Origin of the sequence: Egicoccus sp. AB-alg6-2 (assembly GCF_041821025.1) — a bacterium.
Lineage (GTDB): Bacteria > Actinomycetota > Nitriliruptoria > Nitriliruptorales > Nitriliruptoraceae > Egicoccus.
In genome coordinates, this window is the sequence record NZ_JBGUAY010000002.1 from 20033 (window position 1) to 41604 (window position 21572).

Below are 21572 nucleotides of genomic sequence, written 5' to 3' on the forward strand. Positions count from 1 at the left end.
CATCCGGGGCCCGGGAGACGCCGCGGGAGGACTTCATGCGAGTACGGTCCCGATGGATCGCGCTGCTGGCCGCGATGTCGCTGGGCGTCGTCGCGTGCGGCGGTGCCGACACGACCGAACCGGACGCCGCGGCGCCCGAGGACACGGCCCCCGACGACGGTGGGGACGACGCGGAGGGTGAGACGGGCGAGGACGGCGAGGCCGCACCGGAGCCGTCCGGTGACCCGATCCAGATCGGCGGGGCGCTCGCCCTGACCGGTCCCTTCGCACCGACGGCGAAGATCCACGAGATCGTCGCCGAGCAGTTCGTCGAGATGCTCAACGAGCAGGGCGGCCTGCTCGGGCGGCCCGTGGAGTGGACCGTGCTCGACGACGAGTCGCAGCCGGAGCAGTCCGCAGCCCTCTACGAGCGGCTGATCACCCAGGACGGGGTCGACCTCGTCATGGGTCCCTACGGCACCGGCTCGATCACCGCGGCCATGGCCGTGGCCGAGCGCTACGGCTACGTGTTCCCGCACCACACCGCCAGCCTCACCTACGCCTACACCTACGACAAGCACTTCCCGACCTGGTTCGTGGGCCTCAACACCCACCACACCACGCCGCGCAAGGTCTTCGAGGCCTACGAGTCGCTCGGTGACGACGCCCCGCAGACCGTCGCGTTCGTGACCAACCGCTTCCCGGGCACCGACTTCCTGGTCTACGGCGTCGACGGCGACCAGGGCGCCCTGCGGGGCGGCGGCGGTGCGCTCCGTGTCGCCGAGGAGATGGGGCTCGACGTCGTCCTCGACCTCTCGTTCGACATCGGGACCACCGACTTCTCCGGCATCGCGCAGCGCGTCGCCGAGGCCGACGCCGACCTGCTCTACGTCGGTGCGCTCGGTGAGGACGGCACCAACCTGCTGGCCTCGCTGGCCCAGCTCGGATACACGCCGCGCAACCACTTCTACCAGTGGCCGGCGCCAGGTCCGATGCTCGCCGCCGGTGAGCTCGCCGAAGGCGCCACCTCGGTGACCATCTTCGAGCCCTACGAGCCCTACCTCTCCAACGAGGGCGCGCAGGAACTCGTCGACCGGTACCGCGCCGGCGCCGAGGAGGAGGGGCTGTCCTACACCGACCCCGAGACCCAGGCGGGTGCGTCGTGGGCGGCGTGGCAGGTCCTGGTCGCCGGGGTCGAGGGCTGTCAGTGCCTCGACCACGACGAAATCGCCGATTGGCTGCTCAACAACCCGATCGACACGGTCCAGGGCACCTTCGAGTACCGCGCCGACGAGCAGAACTACGGCGACGACATCCAGACCATCAAGCAGATCCAGGACGGTGGCTGGTACGTCGTGCACCCCGAGGACGCCGCAAGCGACGGACGTTCGCTGCAGGCCGGCTCGGGCGACTGAAACCGCAACCACCGGCCGGGGCCCCGCCGCACGTCGCGGAGCCCCGGCCGGCACGACTGGCGTCCGACGCACGGGGCGGACCACGGGAGGTGACCCATGACGCTGATCACCCAGACCCTCGCGACCGGCATCCTGCTGGCGGGTCTGTACTCGATCTTCGCGCTGGGCCTGAGCCTGCAGTGGGGCCTGCTCCACACCATCAACTTCGCCCACTTCGGCTTCGTCTTCCTGACCGCCTACATCACCTATGAGATCGCGACGACGTTCGGGCTCGACCCGCTGGTCGCCGTCGTCGTCACCGGCCCCGTCGGGGCGCTGCTCGGCATCGCCCTGCAGGTGTTCATCACCCGCTTCAAGATCGACGTGTTCGGGTCCCTGATCGTCACGTTCGCGCTGTTCCTCATCTTCGAGGCCGGCATGACGATGCGGTGGACCTCCGACCTGGTCCGCATCCCGCTCGACCAGAACCCCTACTTCATCAAGGCACTGCGCTTCGGGCCGTTCACGCTGCCGCTGACCGGCGTCATCGCCCTGGTGGCCGCCCTGCTCGCCTGCGGCGGCGTGTGGTGGCTGCTCAACCGCACCCACGCGGGCAAGGGGATGCGCGCGTTCGTGCAGGACCCCGAGATGGCGTCGGCGTTCGGGGTGAACTACCCCCGCCTGGCGATGCTGGTGGCCGCCATCTCGGGCGCCGCGGCCGGCGTGACCGGCACCCTCGTCGGCATGCTGTTCGTCCTGACCCCGACGGGCGCCGAGATCTGGATCGCGGTCATCTTCGCGGTCGTGCTGCTCGGCGGGCTGGCCAACCCCCTCGGCGTCATCGGTGCCGCGCTGATCATCGGGCTCGTCGAGTCCTTCACGCGTCAGTTCGCCGACCCGGCACTGGCCCGGCTCATGGCGCTGGTGGTGCTCGCCGTCGTGCTCATCTTCCGTCCCGGCGGACTGTTCAAGCCGATCGTCGAGGAGGCACGCGAATGAGCTCACGCCACCCGCTTCGGCCGCAGGTCCTGGCGGCCTGGGCACTGGTCGCGCTGCTGCTCGCGGCCATCCCGACCCTGCAGGGCATCTTCGACTTTCCGCTCTACAACCTGATCTTCCTCTACCTGGTGTTCTTCTGGGTCGCGCAGGCCACCAGCTGGAACCTGTTCAGCGGCTACTCGGGCTACTTCAGCTTCGGGCAGGGCGCGTTCTTCGGCGCGGGCATGTACACCACGGCGATCCTCGGGGCCCGACACGGCTGGTCGCTGCTGCCGACGCTGCCGATCGCGGCCCTCGTCGCCGGCACGATCGCCCTGGCCACCGCGTTCCTGGTGTTCCGTCTGCGGCGGCTGTCCGGCGAGATCTTCGCGCTGTTCACGCTCGTGGTCGCCCTGGGCATCGGGGCGTTGTCGAACAACTGGACCGCCATCGACGGCGGACGCGGCATCCCGCTGGGGCAGCTCGACTATCCCGACTGGCTCGGCTCGACCACCCAGATGCTGTACTACGTCGGCCTGCTGATCGCCCTGGTCGCGGTCTTCATCGCCTACCTGATCCAGCACAACCGCTTCGGCGCCGGCCTGTTCGCGATCCGCGACGACGAGAAGGTCGCCGAGGCGATCGGTGTCCCGACCCTGCGCTACAAGGTGGGCGTGTTCGCCCTCAACGGCGTGATCGCCGGGATCTCGGGCGGCCTGCACGCCCAGCAGGTCAACTTCATCAGCCCCGGCAGCACGTTCTCGCTGCGGGTCCCGGTGTTCGTGATCCTGATGAGCGTCGTCGGCGGTCGCCGGCACTGGTTCGGTCCCGTGCTCGGCGCGGTGCTGATCTACACCGTCACCGACCGGATGTCGGGCGCCGGCTACGCCGAGTTGAGCCAGATCGTGCTGGCCCTGGTCCTGATCACCGCCACGCTGTTCCTGCGAGGCGGCATCTCCACGCGCCTGCTGGAACGTCCCGTGCCGCCGGTCGTCGCCCTGGTCGCGGTCACGGCGATCAGTGCGCTGTTGACCGACAGCACGGCGATCACCGTGTTCGCCTACGGCCTCGTCGCCGCCCTGGTGGTGCTGTTCCTCCCGGCGCGGGTCGTGCCGGGCACGGGATCCGGACGCCGACGTCGACCGCCAGGCGGTGCGGCGGAGCCGGTGCTCGGCCGCGACGAGGACGCCGACGTGGCACCGCAGGAGAGCGGCCGATGAGCGAACCGCTGTTGCGCTGTGAGGGCCTGACCAAGACCTTCGGTGGTCTGCGCGCCGTCGACGGCGTCGACTTCGAACTGCGAGCGGGCGAGGTCCGCGGCCTGGTCGGCCCCAACGGCTCGGGCAAGTCCACCACCATCAACCTGCTGAGCGGCCACCTGCCGATGGACTCGGGGACCATCGCGATCGAGGGGACCCGGATCGAGCGCCTCGCGCCCCACAAGATCAGCGGTCTGGGCCTCGCCCGGACCTACCAGATCCCGCGTCCGTTCAGCACACTGACCGTCCACGAGAACGTCCGGGTCGCCGCCCACTTCGGCGCCACCGACTCACGCCCCGACGACATCGACGCCGAGGCCGACAGGTGGGTCGAGTTCGTCGGTCTGGCGCCGGTCGCCGGCCTGCTGCCCGACACCATCACCCTGCACCAGCGCAAGCTGCTGGAGCTCGCCCGGGCACTGGCGACCCGCCCCCGCGTGCTGTTCCTCGACGAGGTACTCGCGGGCCTCAACCCGCGCGAACTGGTCGAGGGCATCGAGCTGGTGCACCGCATCAAGGGGCTCGGCATCAGCATCGTGGTCGTCGAGCACATCATGCGCGTCATCCTCGACCTCTGCGACCACCTCACCGTCCTCAACTTCGGCAAGGTCATCGCGCAGGGGCAACCCGAGGAGTGTCTGCGCGACGACGACGTCGTCACCGCCTACCTCGGAGGCCACCATGCTTGAGGTTGCAGGCGTCAGCGCCGCCTACGGCGAGGCCGAGGTCCTCCACGACGTGTCCCTGCGGGTCGAGGAAGGCGAGATCGTCGCGTTGCTCGGCCCCAACGGCGCCGGCAAGACCACGCTCGCCAAGGCCCTCATGCGCCTGATCCCGGTCAGCGCCGGGACGATCCGCCTCGGCGAGACCGACCTGCTCGCCAGGCCCCGCCACGAGGTCGCCGCCGCGGGGCTCGCGATCGTGCCGGAGGGCCGGCGGCTGTTCACCAAGCTCACCGTCGAGGAGAACCTCGAACTGGGCGCCTACAGCCCTGCGGCGCGGCGCGAGTTGAAGCAGACCAAGGAGATGGTCTTCGGCCTGTTCCCGCGCCTGCTCGACCGACGTCAGCAGCTGGCCGGCACCCTGTCCGGTGGCGAGCAGCAGATGGTCGCGCTCGGGCGCGGACTGATGGCCAAGCCGTCCTTCCTCGTCATGGACGAGCCGTCGCTGGGCCTGAGCCCGCTGCTCGTCGACACCATGTTCGAGCTGATCCAGGACGTGGTGAAGCTCGGCGTCGGCGTCCTGCTGGTCGAGCAGAACGTGGCGCGCACGCTCGAGATCGCCAGCCGGGGCTACGTCCTCGAGCAGGGCCGCATCGTCCAGCACGGCTCGCGCGAGGAACTGCTCGGCAGCTCACGGATCCGCGAGGCCTACCTGGCGCTCTGACGCGCCAGCCACCACGACCACCGACCCGGGAGGCAGGCATGAGCGACCACCTCGAGGTGGTGCACCACGACGGCTACGACCCCGCCATCAACTCGCTGTTCGTGCCGGCGATCAAGGTGCGGTCCGGCCACCCCGTCTACATCTCCGGGGTGACCGCGGCGCCGGTCTACCACGACCACCCGCACATCCCCGAGGACTTCGACGCCATCCCGCTGGACGCGCAGAGCCAGGTGGCGCTGGTGTTCGAGCACCTCGACCAGGCGCTGGAGGCGGCCGGTTGCCAGCGCTCGGACGTGGTCATGCTCACGCGCTTCCTCGTCGACGTCGAGGGCGACCAGGACGTCATCAACCGGGCCCAGGGCCAGTACTTCGGCGACCACCTGCCCACCAGCACGACGGTGCAGATCGTGCGGCTCGCCACCGACCCGCGTCTGCGCCTGGAGATCCAGGCCGTCGCCATCGCCCAACCCTGATGGCCTGGATCGAGCTCCCGGATCCGTCGACCGCCCAGGGGTCCCTCGCCGACGCGTTCGCGGCCGGGGAGGCCCGCTACGGGCAGGTGCTGCAGACCTGGCGCGCGGTCGGCATGGTCGAGGGCGCCTTCGAGGCCTATCTGCCCTACCTGTCGGCCGTGGTGGGACCCGGGCGCGTGCCGATCCGGGTCAAGGACCTCAGCGCTCTACGCGTCGCCGTCCTCAACCGTTGCCGCTACACGATCAGCCACCGGGTCGCGTCGGCCCGCCGCAACGACCTCGACGAGCGCGACATCCTGGCGATGGGGGATCCGGCCGCGGCGGAGCTCGACGAACCGCTCGCTGCCGCGGTCGCGTTCACCGACGCGGTGACGCTGTCCCCGCCGACGACGTCGTACCTCGACGTTCCGCAGGCGGTCGCCCCGGACGTGCTCGTACGGTGCAAGGCGGTCTTCGACGAGCACCAGATCGCGGAACTCACCCTGTCGATCAGCCTGTGGAACGCGCTCGCACGCTTCCACCGCGTGCTCGGCCTCGACCTCGACATGCCCCCACCACCCCCCGAACTCGAGCCCCGCTGACCCGCGGCCGGGGCGTGCGGGCGAGCGCCGCCTGTCCACTTTCGTGCGGGGACACGAAAGCGGGGACGCTCGGGTGCCCGCAGCGCCGTATCCCCACCGGTTTCGTTCAGGGGCACGAAAGCGGGGACCGCTCGGGTGCCCGCAGCGCCGTATCCCCACCGGTTTCGTTCAGGGGCACGAAAGTGGGGGCGCGGCGCGGCGGGCCGCGGCGGGGGCCGCGCGCGCGCCGGTTTTCGTGCGGGGAGCCGAGAGTGGGGGTGGGCGGCGCGGCGCGCGCGGTGCGGTCCGCGGGGCGTGGGAGCGGTCAGGGGGTGGTGAGGCCGGCGAAGTCGCCGCTGGCGTGGGAGACGCGGCCCTCGACGACGGTGAGCTCGCTGCGGAGCCGGCGGATCGCGTCGTCGTCGACGGTGAAGTAGTCGTCGTCGAGGACGGCGAGGTCGGCGGCCATGCCCGGCTCCAGTGCGCCGCGGTCGTGCTCCTCGACGCTGAACCACGCGCTGCCGCGGGTGTAGGCGTGCAGGGCCTCCTCGCGGGTCAGGCACTGCCGGGGGTCCCGCTCGGGGCCGTCGTCGTAGGTGCGACCCGTCACCAGCCACCACAGCGACACCCACGGGTTGGGGGAGGCGACGCGCGTGGCGTCGGTGCCGGCGCCCAGCGGGATGCCGCGGTCCAGGATGTTGCGCAGTGGCGGGCCGCGCCGCACCGCCTCCTCGCCCCACACGCGTGCGGAGTCGGTCGCGCGGTACACGAGGCGGTCCTGGACGGCGATGCCGGCGCCGAGCCGGGCGACCCGGTCGAGGTTGTGGTCGCTGATCGGCTCGACGTGTGCGAGCGACCAGCGCAGTCGGGCGATCGGCACCTGCCGGTGGACGCGCTCCCAGACGTCGAGCACCGCGGACGTCGTGTCGTCGAGCACGGCATGTATGTGCAGCGGCCACCCGGCACGGGCGACGTCGAGGAGGATGCGCTCGAGCTCGTCCTGGGCGGCGGGCGCGACGCTGAAGTCGTGCAGGCCCTCGAGGTCGTGGCAGCCGAAGTGGGCGATCTCGCCGACACCGACGTGTTGCAGCCACGCGTCGCCGAACCCCGGACGGGTGTGGCGGACCCAGGCGCCGATCTCGTCGGCCTCGCCCCCACGGGTGGCGGCACAGACGTACAGCCGCAGCTTGAGCGGGAGCGGGCCCTGCCGCCACAGCTCGAACAGCGGACGGTACGAGTCGGGGGTCATGCCGAGGCCACCGGCATCGATGGCTCCGGTCAGCCCGTACCCCGCGAGCGACCGCAACATCGCTTGGGTCGAGGTGGACGGTTCCTGCGGACTGGGTGCGGGGCCCTGACCGAGGCAGTGCTGGAACGCGCCGATGCCGCGCACGACGCCGGTCGGCTCGCCGGTGGCCGCGTCGCGGTCGTAGGCCCCGCGTTCGGGGTCGGGGGTTCCGCGGTCGATCCCGGCCGCCCGCAGGCCGGCGGCGTTGAGCACCGCCTCCTCGTACAGCAGTTGGACGTAGACGGGGTGCTCGGGCGCGAGCGCGGTGAGCTCGGCCGACGTGGGGCCACGCCGTTCGCGGAACTGGCCGCCGTGCCAGCCGCCGACGACGCGGATCCAGGTGCCCGGTGGTTGGGTGTCGACCTGCTCGCGGATGATGTCCAGACCGGCTTCGAGCGAGTCGACCTCGAACCAGAACCGCTCCTGGTCCCAGGTCAGCCCGCCGCGCACCACGTGGATGTGCGAGTCGATCAGGCCGGGCACGACCGTGCGGCCGGCGAGGTCGACCACCTCGGTCGCGGGGCCGATCAGGTCCTGCAGGTCGCGGTCCGCACCCACACGTGCGACCGCACCGCCGCGCAGGGCGACGGCCTCGACGGGTGCGGCGTCGGTCTGCGCGTGCACCTTCCCCGAGCGCAGCACCAGGTCTGCGTGCCCGGAGGAACCGCTGCGCCTGGCCCGAGTTGGCCACTGGATCGTCATCGCCGTGTCTCCTGCCGGCTTCGGTTCTACCAGGAGCGAAAAACTGTTGCAACCGTTTGCATCGGCGCGTAGGGTGAGGCTGCGCTGGGAGGCGCGAGACGGAGCAGAAACGGGACAGGCGCGCCGCGCGCGTGCCGGAAAGGGGGGCCGGGATGGGCCGGCTGCTGCTGCAGGGAGGGTGTGTCCTGACCATGGACAAGGACATCGGGGACCATGCGGTCGCCGACGTCTTGATCGAAGACGACAAGATCGCCGCCGTCGGGGTCGATCTCGACGTCGGGGACGCCGAGGTGGTCGACGTGCGGGGCCGGATCGTGATCCCGGGCTTCGTCGACACCCACCGCCACACCTGGGAGGCGGCCATCCGTGGCTGCGCCCCGAACGCGACGCTCGACGACTACTTCGTCGAGGTGCTGGACAGCTTCGCACCCGTCTACCGGGCCGAGGACGTCTACGCGAGCAACCTCGCCGGCGCGCTGGAGTGCCTCAACGCGGGCATCACCACGCTGGTCGACTGGTCGCACATCAACAACACGCCCGAACACCCCGACGCGGCGATCGCCGCGCTCAAGGAGGTGGGCATCCGCTCGCAGTACGCCTACGGCAGTGCGAACACGTCGCTGGCGGACTACTGGTTCGAGTCCAAGATCGTGATGCCGGCCGACGACATCCGCCGCATCCGCGACACCTACTTCAGCAGCGACGACGGCCTGCTCACGATGGCGCTGGCGACCCGCGGCACGGGATTCTGCGTCGACGACGTCGTCACGCAGGAGTGGAAGCTCGCCCGCGAACTCGGCATCCCCATCACCGTGCACGTGGGCATGGGGCGGCTCGCCGGCCGCTTCTCCATGGTCAAGAACCTCGACCGGCTCGGACTGCTCGGGCCCGACATCACCTACGTCCACGCCTGCTACCTCGACGACGAGGAGTGGCGCATGGTCCGCGACAGCGGTGGCACCATCTCGATCGCCGCGCAGGTCGAGCAGCAGATGGGCCACGGCTACCCGCCGACGGGCCGGGCGCTGGCCGAGGGCCTGCGTCCGTCGCTGTCCATCGACGTCGTCACGACCGTGCCGGGGGACATGTTCACGCAGATGCGGGCGGCGTTCGGTGGCGAGCGTGCGGCGGTCAACTCCGACTGCTGGCAGGCCGACGTCGACATCCCCGACACGATGCTGACCGCCCGGCAGTTGCTGGAGATGGCCACCATCGACGGTGCGTACGTCGCCGGCGTCGAGGACCGGACCGGTTCGCTGACCCCCGGCAAGCAGGCCGACATCGTCGTGATCGACGGCACGGCCCCCGGCACCGCTCCGGTGATCGACCCGGTCGCCACCGTGACCTTGGCCGCCGACGTCTCCAACGTCGAGTCGGTGCTCGTCGCGGGACAGTTCAAGAAGCGCGACGGCAAGCTCGTCGAGGACTTCGGGCGGGCCCGTGACCTCGTGACGGCGTCCCAGGAGCACCTCGTCTCGCAGGTCAAGCACCAGCCCGGCTGGCTGCTGGCCTGACGCCCACGTCGCCGCGCCCCGGCCACGGGGCGCGGCCGCCCCTGCCCGCACGGACACAAGGAGCCCACGTGAGCCTTCGGCACCTCGTCGCCCTGGCGACGGACGCGCAGTACGACACCCCGACGATCTTCGACGGCCACAGCGAGGGGCACACCCGCTGGGACGTCGTCGGACCCGACCGCGGCTCGGTCCACATGGGCTTCGGCATCTGCCAGCTCGACGCCGCCGGCACCATCGACTGGCACCTGCACTCCTTCGAGGAGAGCTTCTTCGTCCTGTCGGGCGAGGTCGTCGTCGAGACCCCGGAGGGCTCGTTCCGCCTCGTCGAAGGCGACTACGGCGTCGTGCCGGTCGGTGTCCCGCACGCCTGGCACAACGACGGCGACCAGCCGGCGAGGTGGGCCGAGATGCTGGCGCCCCAGGGCCGCTCGGGCGACGCGACCGACACGTTCTTCGTCGACGCGCCCCCGGGACGGTGGGCACCGGGCGCGGACGCGGGGGCGGGCGAGCCGCAGCTGCTGGATCCACGCGATCCCCGCTGCCGCTCGTTCGGGCACTTCGAGCCGCACCACATGGAGCCGTCGCAGCAGACCCAGGACAAGCTGGCGCTGTCGGCGAGCATGCGCACCGCGCTGCTGGTGTACAGCGGCATCAGCGTCAAGATGATGGTCGACTCCGACCTCGGCGCGTTCCTGGCCACGATGTTCATGGTCCAGTACGAGCCGGGTGGGTTCGCCGGCGCCCACGACCACCCTTTCGAGGAGGCCTACCTGATCCTCGAAGGCGAGGTCGAGACCGTCATCGACGGTCGGACCTACCGCCTCGGGCCGGGCGACGTCGCCTTCGCCGGCGTCGCGTCCACCCACGAGTTCGCCAACGTCGGCGACGGGCCCGTCCGCTGGCTCGAGACCCAGGCGCCGCAGCCGCCAGGACGCCACTCCTACCGCTTCGCCCGGGACTGGGCCTACCTCGAGCAGCAGCTCGGGCACACACACGACCACTGACGACCGCAGGCGCGACCGCGCGCCGGGACACGAGCAAAGGACGAACGTGGGAACTCCAACAGGTGCCGTCGTGGTCGTCGGGGCGACCTCCGGGATCGGCCTGGCGACCGCCCGCCACTACACCGACCTCGGTCACGAGGTGTGGGTGACCAGCCGTGACGCCGGCCGCGCCGAGGAGACGGCGCGCGAGCTGGGCGGCAGCGCCCGCGGCATCGCGCTCGACCTCGCCGACCCGGGCTCGATCGCAGGTGCGCTGGCCGACGTCGGGCCCGTCGCGCGGCTGGTCATCGCCGCCGTCGACCGCGACGAGAACACCGTCCGCGACTACGACCTCGAAGGCGCCATGCACCTGGTGACGCTCAAGCTGGTCGGCTACACCGAGGTGGTGCACGCGCTGGTCGACCGTCTCGGCGACGACAGCTCGATCGTGCTCTTCGGCGGGCTGGCCAAGGACCGTCCCTACCCGGGTTCGACCAGCGTGAGCACCGTCAACGGCGGCGTCATCGGCATGGTCCACACGCTCGGGGTCGAGCTGGCGCCGGTGCGGGTCAACGCCATCCACCCCGGCATCGTCGGGGACACGCCGTACTGGGACAGCAAGCCGGACGGCGCGCTGGACCCCATCGTGGACCGAACCCCGCTCGGCCGGCTCGTCACCACCGACGAGGTGGTGCACGCGACCGTGTTCCTGCTGGAGAACTCGGGGGTCACCGGCGTCAACCTCAACGTCGACGGTGGTTGGATGCTGCGCTGATGCCCGCCCGGGGAGGACGCCGCCATGGCGGTAGGTGAACGGCCGACGGTGACCATCCGCGACGTCGCGCGGGCCGCCGACGTCCACGTGTCGACCGTGTCACGCGCCCTCGATCCCCAGAAGCAGTGGCTGATCGCCGAGGCGACCCGGCTGCGGATCCTCGAGGTGGTCGAGGAGCTCGGCTACCGGCCCCACCGCGGTGCCAGCGGTCTGCGCCGGGGACAGACGCGCACGATCGGTGTCGTCGTCCCCGACCTCGGCAACCCGCTGTACGCCCCGTTCCTGCGCGGGGTCGCGCGGGCGCTGGACGCCGCCGACTTCATGCCGCTGGTCACCGACACCGAGGACGACCACGATCGCCTCGTGCGGATCCTGCGGCATCTCGAGGAACGCCGCGTCGAGGCCGTCATCACCACGGCTGCACGCGAGGGCGACGTCGCGCTGCTGCAGCAACTGCGCGCCTCGGGCACCGAGGTGGTGTTGGCGGTGCGGACGCTGTCGGACAGCGGCCTGCCGACGGTCCCGCACGACGACGTCCTCGGCGGGCGGATCGCGGTGGACCACCTGCTCGAACTCGGACACCGCCGCATCGCCCAGGTCCAGGGGCCGCTGGACGTGGAGCCGTTCCGCGCCCGCTCGCAGGGGTGTGAGGACGCGCTCGCCGCGGCCGGCCTGGCGGTGGTCGCACGCGCGCAGGCCGCGTCGAGTCCCACGGTCGCCGAGGGGGAGCGGCACACCCTCGAACTCCTGCGCAGCTGCGGCGACGCACCGCCGACCGCCTTGTTCGTCCAGAACGACCTGCTCGCGCTCGGTGCGCTGTCGGCACTGCGGTCGCGCGGGTTGCGCTGCCCCGAGGACGTCTCCGTCGTCAGCTACAACGACGCCTTCTTCGCCGCCTACACCCAGCCGGCGCTCACGACCGTCCGCCTCCCGGCGCACGCGATCGGCTATGCGGCGGGCCGGCTGGCGCTGCGCCACGTGGCGGGTGAGGACGGCGACGTCGGCACCTCGGTGCAGCCCGAGCTCGTGGTCCGTGACTCGGCGGCAGCGCCGGCAACCGGATCACCACCCGCGGCCTGATCTCTTCGCCGCGGCCGGATCGCCGCCCCCGGCCGGATCACCGTCCACCCGACCGTCGTCGCAGGAGCGTCCCGTGTCCTCCCCAGCGCCCTCCCACCGTGCCGAGGGCTTCGAGCTGCTCGGCTACACCGATCTCGACGGCCGGCCGGGCTTCAAGTTGGCCCTGCAGGTCACCGGGGGCCGGTGGTGGTTGTACGTAACCCGCTTCTGGGAGCCGGGGGTGTGGATCGTGGACGTGACCGACCCGACCTCGCCGGCCGTCGTCGACGAGATCCCCGGTCCCGACGATCCCAACGTCGCGACCTGGCAGGTGCAGGTGGCCGACGGGCTGCTGGTGCTCGGGCTCGAGCACCGGCCTCTCCCCTGGGGCGGCGACCCCACGGCCGCCGGGGCCGAGGGCTTGGAGTTCTGGGACGTCGCCGACCCCACCTCGCCGCGGCGCCTGTCGGGGTACGCGTACGGCGGGCACGGCACCCACCGCAACCACTACACCGGCGGCAACCTCGTCCACGTGACCGCGTCCGTACCCGGGTTCGAGGGCAACATCTACTCCATCCTCGACATCGAGGACCCGGCCCGACCACGCGAGGTCGGCCGCTGGTTCCTGCCCGAACAGTGGGTCGCGGGCACGGCGCCGGGTGCGGCGCCCGGCCGGCGGATCTCGTTGCACGGCCCGCCGTATCCGCACGGGGATCGGGCCTATCTGCCCTACGGCGCCGCGGGCATGGTCGTGCTCGACATCAGCGACGTCCGGACGCCGCGGCTGGTGTCGCGGCTCGACATCGGTGGCGCCTTCAGCAGCATGATCGCGATGCACACCGCGATCCCGCTGCCCGGTCGGGGGCTGGTGGCGGTCAACACCGAGGCGATCGCCGAGCGCAGCGAGGAGGCCTACAACTTCGCCGGACTGGTCGACGTCACCGACGAGCGCGAGCCCCGACTCGTGTCCCTGCTGCCCGTCCCCGTCCCACCCGACGGCGCCGACTTCGCCAACTTCCAGCGTCGCGGTGGCCGCTTCGGACCGCACAACCAGCACCACCCCCAGAACGGCGCACCGCACCTGTTCCAGTCCGAGGACCTGCTCTACCTGACCTGGTTCAACGCCGGGCTGCGGGTCTACGACATCAGCGACCCGTACCTGCCGCGCGAACGCGGCTGGTTCCTGCCCGACGACCCGGTCGAGCGCCGCGGTCTGCTGCCGCGCGGGGCGCTGGTGACCCAGTCCGAGGACGTCCTCGTGGACAACCGCGGGGTGGCCTACCTGACCGACAAGAATCACGGTCTGCACGTGCTCCGCTTCACCGGGTGAGGGGCGCTGAAACTTCTCTGAATTCGGGCCGGTCGCGTTGACGCTGGGGGAAGCGCTCCGTACGGTTTGGGGCAACAAACGTTTGCAGTGCCGGTGCACCTGCAGACGCGAAGGACTCGACAGGACGTCGCCCGCCACAAGCGCGACGTCCGGCGTCGGACGGCTCACCTGCCGTCCGGGCGCCCACGGGAGTGTCGATCCGCACCGTGCCCGACGCGATGACGTCGGGTCACCTCGACGTGCACACCCGTCCGGTGACAGGGGAGAGACCATGGACGCGACGACGGCCGCACCCGACCGCATCGTCATCTCGGATCTCTGCAAGTCCTACGGCGACCTGACCGTGTTCGACGGCATCGATCTGGCCGTCGGCGAGGCGGAGATCGTGTCGTTGGTGGGCCCTTCGGGGTGTGGCAAGACGACGCTGTTGCGCTGCATCGACGGCCTCATCCCGGCGACCGCGGGCCAGGTGAGCATCGACGGTGAGCCGGTCACCGAACCTCGCGAGGGTGTCGCCATCGTGTTCCAGCACTTCGGCCTGTTCCCGTGGAAGACCGTGCAGGACAACGTCGGCTACGGGCTACGCATGGCCGGCATGAGCAAGCGCGAGGTCCGCAAACGTGTGCCGAAATTCATCCAGTTGGTGGGGCTCGAGGGCTTCGAAGAGTCCTACCCGTATCAACTCTCCGGCGGCATGCAGCAGCGAGCCGGACTGGCGCGCGCGCTGGCCATCGAACCACGGGTGCTGCTCATGGACGAGCCGTTCGGCGCCCTCGACGCGCAGACGCGCGAACTGCTGCAGTTCGAGTTGCTCAGCATCTGGCAGCAGCAGCCGACCTCGATGGTCTTCGTCACCCATGCGATCGAGGAAGCGGTCCTGATGGGCCACCGGATCGTGCTGCTCAAGGGCCGTCCGAGTTCGGTCGCCGAGGTCATCGAGGTGGACCTGCCGTGGCCGCGCACCCGCGAGACGTTGTCGCTGCCCCGCTTCCAGGAGATCCGCGAGCACGTGTGGGGCCAGTTGATGGGTGAGGCCGCAGCCGCCGTCCGCGAGCAGCACTGAAACCGTCACCGACGACGTTGCGGCCCAACGGTCGCGAGGAGAGGGAGACCCATGCGAACGAGGACGAGAACCGGCCTGCGGTCGGTCACGGCCGCCGCGGCGGCGCTGGCGCTGGTACTGGCCGGCTGCGGTGGTGGCGACGACCCCCAGACGGCACCGGGCGACGAGCCCGGTGACGCCGCCGAGCCGGGGGCTGACGCCGGTACCGACGCCGATGCCGATCCCGACGCCGAGCCCGGCGTCGAGCTCGAGGACGTTCCCCCGATCACCGTCGGCACCATCGGGATCCCCTCGATCTTCTCGATGGTGATGCCGGCCGTCGCCGAGGAGGCCGGGTTCTACGACAAGTACAACGTCGACGTCACCTCGCGCCCCATGGAGACCGGCGTGGACGCGGCCAGGGCCGTGCAGGGCGGGGACCTCGACATCGCCTGGTCGCCGACCGGGCCGGTCATGACCTTCGCCGGCACCGGCGTCGACGTCGCCGCGTTGATGGGCATGGACAACATCGACTGGCTGGTCGGAACGACCAATCCCGACATCCAGGCGTGTGAGGACCTCGCCGGCGAGACCATCGGCGTCGACTCGGTCGGTGGTGCGCGCTACAGCGTGCTCGAGATCATCCTCGACTCCTGCGGTCTGTCGATCGACGACGTCGACGTGGCCGGGTTCCCGGGACCCGCCGCGATCCAGGCCGTGGTCGCCGACCAGATCCAGACCTCCGTGATCCACATCGACGACGTCTACGTGATCGAGGAGCAGGGCACCCAGACGATGGAGGTGGTGGCCTTCCTCGCCGACTCCGACCCCAACCAGCACTACCTGGTGCTGTGGACGCTTCGCAGCTCGATCGATGACAACCGCGAGTCCTACGTCCGGCTGTTGGCCGCGTACACCGAGGCGGTGCGGTGGATGAACGACCCCGCGAACGAGGACGAGGTGGTGCGTATCGGCGCCTCGGCGACCGGACACAGCGAGGAGGTGGTCCGCAACTCCATGGCCGACTTCCTGGAACTCGAGTTCTGGCCCGTCGACCGTCACGGGCTCCCGGAGGAGAAGCTCGAGGCGACCATCGACGAACAGGTCCGGCTCGACAACATCCCCGAAGGGGACGCCCCCGCCTACGACGACGTCGTCGACGTGTCGATCTGGGAGGACGCGTTCGACCTCGTCGAGCAGGTCACCGGCAGCTGACCCCGCCCGTGCGGGCCGTCGCTCTCGCCTCGGCCCGCACGCGGCGTCCCTGCGTCGACGACCGGAGAGATGGACACCTTGACCACGATGCGAGCGCACGCGCCGAAGTACCTCGTGTACGCGGCCAGCCTGCTGGTGGGCGCGGTTGCCTGGGAGGTCGTCGGGCACCGCACCGACCCGATCTTCCTGGTGCCGCTCTCGGACACGTTGGTGAGGTTGTGGGAGCTGACCTCCAGCGGGGTGCTGCCGCGGGCCCTGGTGGCCTCGTTGCAGGTGTTCGGCCTGGGGCTGTTCTTCGGTGTGGTGGTCGGCGCGCCGGCCGGGCTGCTGTTGGCTCGCATCCGGTTCCTGCGGGAGGGTGCCGAGGGCTATGTCACGGCGGCCTACGCCACCCCGATGGTGGCGCTCATCCCGTTCATCCTCGCGATCTTCGGCTTCGGGTTCACGCCCAAGGTCATCGTGGTGTTCCTGTTCACCGTGTTCCCGATGATCATCAGCGTCTTCGAGGGTGCGCGCTCGGTCGATGAGAAGTTCCTCGAGGTCGCCCGCTCGTTCCGGGCCAGCGAACGGGAGATCTGGCGCGACGTGGTGCTGCCCTACACCCTGCCGTTCGCCATGACGGGCCTGCGTCTCGCGATCGCCCGCGGCCTGGTCGGCATGATCGCCGCGGAGTTCTTCCTCGCCGTGGCGGGTCTCGGTGAGTTGATCCTGGTCACCTCGCGGCGGTTCGACACCGGCGGGGTGTTCGCCTCGATCCTGGTGGTCTGCCTGCTCGGGGTGACGTTCATGGCCATCGGGCAACGTCTCGAGGACCGGTTCGCCGCGTGGCGGGAGGTGGGCCGATGAGCACGGCCACCCGTGCCTCGACGACGGCGGGCAGGACCGCCCCGGCGGCGCCGCCCCGGCCGCCGTGGAAGCGCATCCCCTACCGGCTGCGCGCGCGTGTCGCCGTCGGACTGCTGCTGCTGGCGTTGTGGGAGGTGGGGATCCGGCTGCTGGCCCCGCCCTACGCGGCGCGCCCGTCCACCGTGGCACCGGTCGTCCCCGAGGTGCTCACGTCGGAGCAGTTCCTGACCGCGTTCGCCGGCACGATGGTCCCCATCGCGCAGGGGCTGGCGATCGGGATCGCGCTCGCCGTGCTGGTGGGTCTGGCGATGGGGCGGATCCGGTGGGTGGAGTGGGCGCTGCGCGGCTACACCAATGCCCTGTTCGCGCTGCCCATGGTCGCGGTCGTGCCGCTCATCACCATGTGGCTCGGCTACACCGAGGCGTCGCGGCTGGCGATCGTGATCTTCGCGACCTACTTCCCGATGGTGCTGTCGGTCTACGACGGCGCCCGGGCGGTCTCGGGTCGCTACCTCGAGGTGGCCGCCACCTACCGGGCGCCGCGCCGTCACGTCTGGTTCGGTCTGGTGCTGCCGGCGTCTATCCCCTACCTGCTGACCGGATTCCGGCTCGCGTCGGGGCGCGCGCTGGTGGGCGCCGTCGTCGCCGAGTACATCATCAGCATCCCGGGCCTGGGGTTCTACATCCTGCTCAACGCCCGCAGCTTCCGGCATCCCGAGGCGTTCGTGGCCGTTCTGGCGCTGGCTGGGGTCGGGGTCGGCATCGTCGTCGCGGTGCGTTGGGCGACCCGGCGTTTGGCGCCCTGGTACGCCGCGGAGTCGCGGTGATGACCCGCGAGGCGTGCGACGGGTGGGTGCCCGGGGGCGTGTTGTTGACAACGTCCGCAACTTCCGGCAATGTTCCCTGCAAACGTTTGTAGCGCGAGGATGGACCACATGACAGATCAGGCCGCACCGACCATCGGTTGGCTCGGGACCGGACGCATGGGCTTCGAGCTCGCCGTCCGGTTGCTCAACTCCGGCACCTCGCTGAAGGTCTGGAACCGCACACGCGAGAAGGCCGAGCCGTTGGCCGGCCTCGGCGCGACGGTGGTCGACCGCCCCGCCGACCTCGCCGACTGCGACATCGTGTTCAGCATCGTCTCGTCCTCCGACGTCTTCGTCGACGTCACCCTGGGGGAGGGCGGTCTGCTCACGGTCGACGGGTCGGTTCCGGGTCTGCTGGTGGACTCGTCCACCATTTCCGCCGACGCCTCCGAGCGGGTGCGCCAGGCCGCCGACAAGGTCGGCTGCAAGCTGCTGGCCGCGCCGGTCAGCGGCAGCCCGAAGGTGATCAAGTCGGGTCGTCTCGGCGTCGTGGCCTCGGGTCCGCGCGAGGCGTTCGACACCGCGCGTCCCTACCTGGAGCGCTTCGGAAACACCGTCACCTACGTGGGCGAGGGCGACCACGCCCGCCTCGTCAAGATCTGTCACAACCTCATCCTCGGCGTCGTGACCCAGGTGCTGTCCGAGACGACGGTCCTGGCCGAGAAGGCCGGCATCGCCCGGGCCGACTACCTCGAGTTCATCAACGGCAGCGTCATGGGCTCGGTGTTCACCAACTACAAGACGCCGGGGCTGGTCAACCTCGACTTCTCGCCGACGTTCACCGGACACCTGCTGCGCAAGGACTTCGAGCTCGGGCTGGACGCCGCCCGCGAGCTGGATGTCGCCCTGCCCGTGTCGGCCCAGGTCCACCAGATGGTCGTGGACATGATCGGCAACGGCCTCGGCGACGAGGACTTCTCGCACCTGCTGACCATGGCGGCGCGCGGCGCAGGTCTCGAGCTCACCTCCGAGGACCGCGACGACGTCTCCGACGGGCTCACGCCCCCCATCGACGATCTCTCGCAGCGTCGCCCCGAGTGACGTCGCGCACGACTTCGGCGCCGGTCTGCGTTCGCCGCGGGCCGGCGCCGAGCCATGTCTCCGCCGCAGGCGAGGGGAGCCGACCGTGACGACCTCCTCCGCCGGCTACCTCCGCTTCAGCGACGACGAGCACGCCCGCCGCGCGGATCTCGTCCGGGCTTTGCTCGACGACGAGGGTCTCGACGCCGTCGTCGTCTTCGGGTGGTCCGCGCTCGGCCGCGCGCTGCAGGCCGACGTGCACTACCTGTCGGGGTTCCTGGGCATGCGCGACAACTACGTGCTGTTCCCCCGCGACGGCGACCCGGTGCTGTTCGTGCAGAGCTTCAACCACGTCCCCAACGCCGCGGCGGTGTCTCCCCTGGACGACGTCCGCTGGGGCGGGGTCGACAGCGGCGAGACGCTGGGCGCGGAGCTGGCCGCGCGAGGTGCGCGGGAGGTCGGCGTGGTCGGGCTCATGCCCTACCAGCACCACGAGCGGATGCGGGCGAGGTCGGGAGCGCGGCTGCGCGACCTCACGTCCGCGTTCCGGCGTCTGCGGGTGGTCAAGAGCGACGAGGAGCTGGCGTGGCTGCGGCGCGGTGCCGCCCACACCGACGCCGCCATGGCCGCACTCCGCGAACAGATGCGACCGGGGATGCGCGAGTACGAACTCGCCGACGTGATCGAGCGCGCCTACACGCGCGCAGGCGGACTGACCACGTTCCACTACCTGGCCTCGACGCCGAGGTCGGCACCAGACCGGTGCGTGCCCGCCCAGGTGCTCTCGGACCGGGTGCTGCGGGCCGGCGACGTGGTCACGACCGAGATCAGCGCCTCCCACGGTGGCTATGCCGGCCAGTCGCTGCGGACCTTCGTCCTCGAGGCGGAGCCGACCCCGCTGTTCGCCGAACTGCACGAGGTGGCGCTCGAGGTGTTCCACGCGGTGGTCGCGGCGATGCGGCCCGGTGCGACCGAGCAGGACGTCCTCGACGCGGCGAGCCCCATCGCGGCGCACGGCTTCACGATCGTCGATGCGCTGGTCCACGGCTTCGGGATCGGGATCCTGCCGCCGTCGATCCGGACCCACGAGACCACCCACGACCCCGCGCCCTGGACCTTCGAGGTCGGCCAGACCCTGGTCGTGCAGCCCAACGTCGTGACCGCCGACGAGTCCGCGGGCGTCCAGGTCGGCGAGCTGGTCGAGATCACCCCCGACGGCGCCCGCTCGATGCACGAGTTCCCCGTCGAGCTGGTCCGTGTCGGCGCCCCGACCGCCTGAGAACGGCGAATTCAGGCGAGTTCGGCGACCTCGTGGTCCCAGCCTTCGCGGTCGAGTTCCGCGGCGAGGTCGCTCAGGAAGCGGGCCGCGTCGGCGCCGTCGACCAGGCGGTGGTCGTAGCTCAGGCACAGGTAGGTGCGGTGGCGCACCGCGAAGGTGTCGTTGCCGAAGTCGTCGGTGACCACCACCGGGCGCTTCTCGATCGTCGGCGTGGCCAGGATGCCCACCTCGGGCGGGTTGAGGATCGGCGTGTCGAACAGCGACCCGCGCGAGCCGGTGTTGGTGATCGTGAACGTGCCGCCACCGATGTCGTCGGGGGTGAGCTTGCGGTCCCGCGCCCGGGTGGCGAGGTCGGCGATGCGGCGCTGCAGTCCGACGACGTTGAGGTCCTGCGCGTCACGGATGGTGGGGACCACCAGCCCCTGGGGCGCGTCGACCGCGAGGCCCAGGTTCACCGAGGTGTGGAACACGACCTCACCGCCCTCGAGGTCGATCGACGCGTTCAGCAGCGGGTGCCGCTGCAGCGTCTTTGTCGTGGCGCGCGCGATGAAGGCCAACGGCGACAGGCTGGTGCCGTGTCGGGCACGGTGTGCGGCGTTGACCGCCGCCCGGACGTGCATGATGCGGGTCACGTCCGCCTCGACGGCCGCGGTGAGCTGGGCGGTCGTCTGCAGGCTCGCGAGCATGCGCTGCGCGATGATCCTCCGGGTGCGCGACAGCGGCTCGACCCGGTCCCCGGGCAGCTGGTGGGGCGGCGCCGCCGTGGGGGACGCGGCGACGGCCGGAGCGCCGTCCGCCGCTGCGGCCGTTCCGACCGGCGCGGGTGCTCCCGCAGGTGACCTCGCGCCGGTCTGGGCCTGGTCGGGCTGCTCGGCGGGTGCCTCGACGGCCGCCATGACGTCGGCGGGGGTGATGCGCCCGTCGCGCCCGGATCCGACCACGCCGCTCGGGACGAGGTCGTGTTCACGCAACAGGCGCTTCACCAGCGGGGACAGTCGCGGTCGGGTCCGCTGGGCCATCGCGCGCACGTCGTCGGGTGTGACGCGCCCTCCTGCGCCGCTGCCGGTGACGTCACCCGCAGCCAGGCCGTGCTCGCGGAGCAGGCGCTTGACGAGAGGCGACAGGGGCCCGGCGTCGGCGCGACCGGTCCCTCGAGCACCTCCGCTGCGCCGCTCGTCCCCGACGTCGCCGGCCGGTACCGGGGCATCCGCCACCACCTCCGCGGCGGTGTAGGACTCCGGGTCGCTGGGGCGGGGCTGCGCGGCAGCGTCGTCGGACGCCCCCGCCGGCGCGGCGACGTCGTCGGACGCACCGGTCGGCTCGGAGACGTCGTCGGACGCGTCGTCCCCGCCGTCGAGTTCGAGGATCGGCTGCCCGACGGCGACGACGTCGTCGATGTCGGCGAGCAGTCGGGTGACCCGCCCGGCCGCGGGGCTCGGAATCTCGGTGTCGACCTTGTCGGTACTGACCTCCGCCACGGCCTGGTCGAACGCGACCTCGTCGCCGACCTCGACCAGCCAGGCGACGATGGTCCCACTGTCGACCGACTCGCCCAACTGCGGCAGCGTCACCTGGGTGGCCATCGACGCGCTCCTTCTCGTCTCGGGAGGCTGCGCTTGACGCG

The 21572-nt window shown here is 71.1% G+C and carries 19 protein-coding genes and 2 pseudogenes; 19 read left to right on the top strand and 2 right to left on the bottom strand.

Translation table 11 applies throughout. The features are described from left to right. Positions 1 to 35: 35 nt before the first annotated feature. From ACERMF_RS02670 to ACERMF_RS02700, 7 genes are all read left to right on the top strand, one after another. Entirely contained in the window at positions 36 to 1394 is a 1359-nt protein-coding gene (locus tag ACERMF_RS02670; RefSeq protein ID WP_373667474.1) for an amino acid ABC transporter substrate-binding protein, read from the top strand. Between the two features lie 96 nt (positions 1395 to 1490). Then, complete coding sequence (locus ACERMF_RS02675; protein ID WP_373667475.1) at positions 1491 to 2372, top strand: branched-chain amino acid ABC transporter permease; 882 nt, start codon at positions 1491 to 1493, stop codon at positions 2370 to 2372. Beyond that, entirely contained in the window at positions 2369 to 3571 is a 1203-nt protein-coding gene (locus tag ACERMF_RS02680; RefSeq protein ID WP_373667476.1) for a branched-chain amino acid ABC transporter permease, read from the top strand. The genes ACERMF_RS02675 and ACERMF_RS02680 overlap by 4 nt, the downstream gene beginning before the upstream one ends. Further along, positions 3568 to 4299, top strand: a complete 732-nt coding sequence (locus ACERMF_RS02685; RefSeq protein WP_373667477.1) for an ABC transporter ATP-binding protein — start codon at positions 3568 to 3570, stop codon at positions 4297 to 4299. The genes ACERMF_RS02680 and ACERMF_RS02685 overlap by 4 nt, the downstream gene beginning before the upstream one ends. Then, a complete protein-coding gene (locus ACERMF_RS02690; RefSeq protein ID WP_373667478.1) occupies positions 4292 to 4996 on the top strand; it encodes an ABC transporter ATP-binding protein in 705 nt (234 codons plus the stop codon). Before ACERMF_RS02685 ends, ACERMF_RS02690 begins: the two co-directional genes overlap by 8 nt. 38 nt (positions 4997 to 5034) lie before the next feature. Next, entirely contained in the window at positions 5035 to 5469 is a 435-nt protein-coding gene (locus tag ACERMF_RS02695; protein WP_373667479.1) for a RidA family protein, read from the top strand. Continuing rightward, positions 5469 to 6050 (top strand): carboxymuconolactone decarboxylase family protein, encoded by a 582-nt coding sequence (locus tag ACERMF_RS02700; RefSeq protein ID WP_373667480.1) that lies wholly within the window; start codon positions 5469 to 5471, stop codon positions 6048 to 6050. Before ACERMF_RS02695 ends, ACERMF_RS02700 begins: the two co-directional genes overlap by 1 nt. A gap of 304 nt (positions 6051 to 6354) precedes the next feature. Here the strand turns inward: ACERMF_RS02700 and ACERMF_RS02705 are convergent, their stop codons facing one another. Next, positions 6355 to 8019 carry an amidohydrolase gene (locus ACERMF_RS02705; RefSeq protein ID WP_373667481.1) on the bottom strand — a complete coding sequence of 555 codons (1665 nt, stop codon included), beginning with the start codon at positions 8017 to 8019 and terminating at the stop codon, positions 6355 to 6357. Positions 8020 to 8171: 152 nt separating this feature from the next. On the opposite strand from ACERMF_RS02705, the gene ACERMF_RS02710 reads away from it, so the two are divergent. The 12 genes and pseudogenes from ACERMF_RS02710 to ACERMF_RS02765 form a co-directional block, all read left to right on the top strand. Then, a complete protein-coding gene (locus tag ACERMF_RS02710) occupies positions 8172 to 9533 on the top strand; it encodes an amidohydrolase family protein (RefSeq protein WP_373667482.1) in 1362 nt (453 codons plus the stop codon). Positions 9534 to 9601: 68 nt separating this feature from the next. Next, entirely contained in the window at positions 9602 to 10537 is a 936-nt protein-coding gene (locus ACERMF_RS02715; RefSeq protein ID WP_373667483.1) for a cupin domain-containing protein, read from the top strand. A 46-nt stretch (positions 10538 to 10583) separates the two neighbouring features. After that, positions 10584 to 11291, top strand: a complete 708-nt coding sequence (locus tag ACERMF_RS02720) for an SDR family NAD(P)-dependent oxidoreductase (protein WP_373667484.1) — start codon at positions 10584 to 10586, stop codon at positions 11289 to 11291. Between the two features lie 24 nt (positions 11292 to 11315). Then, positions 11316 to 12371, top strand: a complete 1056-nt coding sequence (locus ACERMF_RS02725) for a LacI family DNA-binding transcriptional regulator (RefSeq protein ID WP_373667485.1) — start codon at positions 11316 to 11318, stop codon at positions 12369 to 12371. Between the two features lie 73 nt (positions 12372 to 12444). Then, a complete protein-coding gene (locus ACERMF_RS02730) occupies positions 12445 to 13680 on the top strand; it encodes an LVIVD repeat-containing protein (RefSeq protein WP_373667486.1) in 1236 nt (411 codons plus the stop codon). A gap of 271 nt (positions 13681 to 13951) precedes the next feature. Continuing rightward, entirely contained in the window at positions 13952 to 14743 is a 792-nt protein-coding gene (locus ACERMF_RS02735) for an ABC transporter ATP-binding protein (RefSeq protein ID WP_373667487.1), read from the top strand. Positions 14744 to 14794: 51 nt separating this feature from the next. Further along, a complete protein-coding gene (locus tag ACERMF_RS02740; RefSeq protein WP_373667488.1) occupies positions 14795 to 15937 on the top strand; it encodes an ABC transporter substrate-binding protein in 1143 nt (380 codons plus the stop codon). Between the two features lie 69 nt (positions 15938 to 16006). After that, positions 16007 to 16783, top strand: a complete 777-nt coding sequence (locus ACERMF_RS02745) for an ABC transporter permease (protein WP_373667489.1) — start codon at positions 16007 to 16009, stop codon at positions 16781 to 16783. Then, complete coding sequence (locus ACERMF_RS02750; RefSeq protein ID WP_373667490.1) at positions 16780 to 17610, top strand: ABC transporter permease; 831 nt, start codon at positions 16780 to 16782, stop codon at positions 17608 to 17610. Before ACERMF_RS02745 ends, ACERMF_RS02750 begins: the two co-directional genes overlap by 4 nt. Before the next feature lie 108 nt (positions 17611 to 17718). Next, a complete protein-coding gene (locus ACERMF_RS02755; protein WP_373667491.1) occupies positions 17719 to 18690 on the top strand; it encodes an NAD(P)-dependent oxidoreductase in 972 nt (323 codons plus the stop codon). Between the two features lie 136 nt (positions 18691 to 18826). Further along, positions 18827 to 19222: pseudogene (locus tag ACERMF_RS02760) on the top strand (aminopeptidase P family N-terminal domain-containing protein); the annotation flags it as partial. A 48-nt stretch (positions 19223 to 19270) separates the two neighbouring features. Beyond that, positions 19271 to 19948, top strand: a pseudogene (locus ACERMF_RS02765) (M24 family metallopeptidase); the annotation flags it as partial. Positions 19949 to 19959: 11 nt separating this feature from the next. On the opposite strand, the gene ACERMF_RS02770 reads toward ACERMF_RS02765, so the two are convergent. Beyond that, positions 19960 to 21531: a 2-oxo acid dehydrogenase subunit E2 gene (locus ACERMF_RS02770; RefSeq protein WP_373667492.1), complete on the bottom strand. Its 1572-nt coding sequence runs from the start codon at positions 21529 to 21531 to the stop codon at positions 19960 to 19962. Positions 21532 to 21572 lie beyond the last annotated feature (41 nt).

Coding starts and splice junctions, on each gene's coding strand:
- ACERMF_RS02700 (WP_373667480.1), top strand. CDS start 5,469: ATGGCCTGGATCGAGCTCCCGGATCCGTCGACCGCCCAGGGGTCCCTC.
- ACERMF_RS02755 (WP_373667491.1), top strand. CDS start 17,719: ATGACAGATCAGGCCGCACCGACCATCGGTTGGCTCGGGACCGGACGC.
- ACERMF_RS02770 (WP_373667492.1), bottom strand. CDS start 21,531: ATGGCCACCCAGGTGACGCTGCCGCAGTTGGGCGAGTCGGTCGACAGT.
- ACERMF_RS02690 (WP_373667478.1), top strand. CDS start 4,292: ATGCTTGAGGTTGCAGGCGTCAGCGCCGCCTACGGCGAGGCCGAGGTC.
- ACERMF_RS02685 (WP_373667477.1), top strand. CDS start 3,568: ATGAGCGAACCGCTGTTGCGCTGTGAGGGCCTGACCAAGACCTTCGGT.
- ACERMF_RS02750 (WP_373667490.1), top strand. CDS start 16,780: ATGAGCACGGCCACCCGTGCCTCGACGACGGCGGGCAGGACCGCCCCG.
- ACERMF_RS02695 (WP_373667479.1), top strand. CDS start 5,035: ATGAGCGACCACCTCGAGGTGGTGCACCACGACGGCTACGACCCCGCC.
- ACERMF_RS02710 (WP_373667482.1), top strand. CDS start 8,172: ATGGGCCGGCTGCTGCTGCAGGGAGGGTGTGTCCTGACCATGGACAAG.
- ACERMF_RS02725 (WP_373667485.1), top strand. CDS start 11,316: ATGGCGGTAGGTGAACGGCCGACGGTGACCATCCGCGACGTCGCGCGG.
- ACERMF_RS02675 (WP_373667475.1), top strand. CDS start 1,491: ATGACGCTGATCACCCAGACCCTCGCGACCGGCATCCTGCTGGCGGGT.
- ACERMF_RS02705 (WP_373667481.1), bottom strand. CDS start 8,019: ATGACGATCCAGTGGCCAACTCGGGCCAGGCGCAGCGGTTCCTCCGGG.
- ACERMF_RS02740 (WP_373667488.1), top strand. CDS start 14,795: ATGCGAACGAGGACGAGAACCGGCCTGCGGTCGGTCACGGCCGCCGCG.
- ACERMF_RS02745 (WP_373667489.1), top strand. CDS start 16,007: ATGGACACCTTGACCACGATGCGAGCGCACGCGCCGAAGTACCTCGTG.
- ACERMF_RS02670 (WP_373667474.1), top strand. CDS start 36: ATGCGAGTACGGTCCCGATGGATCGCGCTGCTGGCCGCGATGTCGCTG.
- ACERMF_RS02735 (WP_373667487.1), top strand. CDS start 13,952: ATGGACGCGACGACGGCCGCACCCGACCGCATCGTCATCTCGGATCTC.
- ACERMF_RS02680 (WP_373667476.1), top strand. CDS start 2,369: ATGAGCTCACGCCACCCGCTTCGGCCGCAGGTCCTGGCGGCCTGGGCA.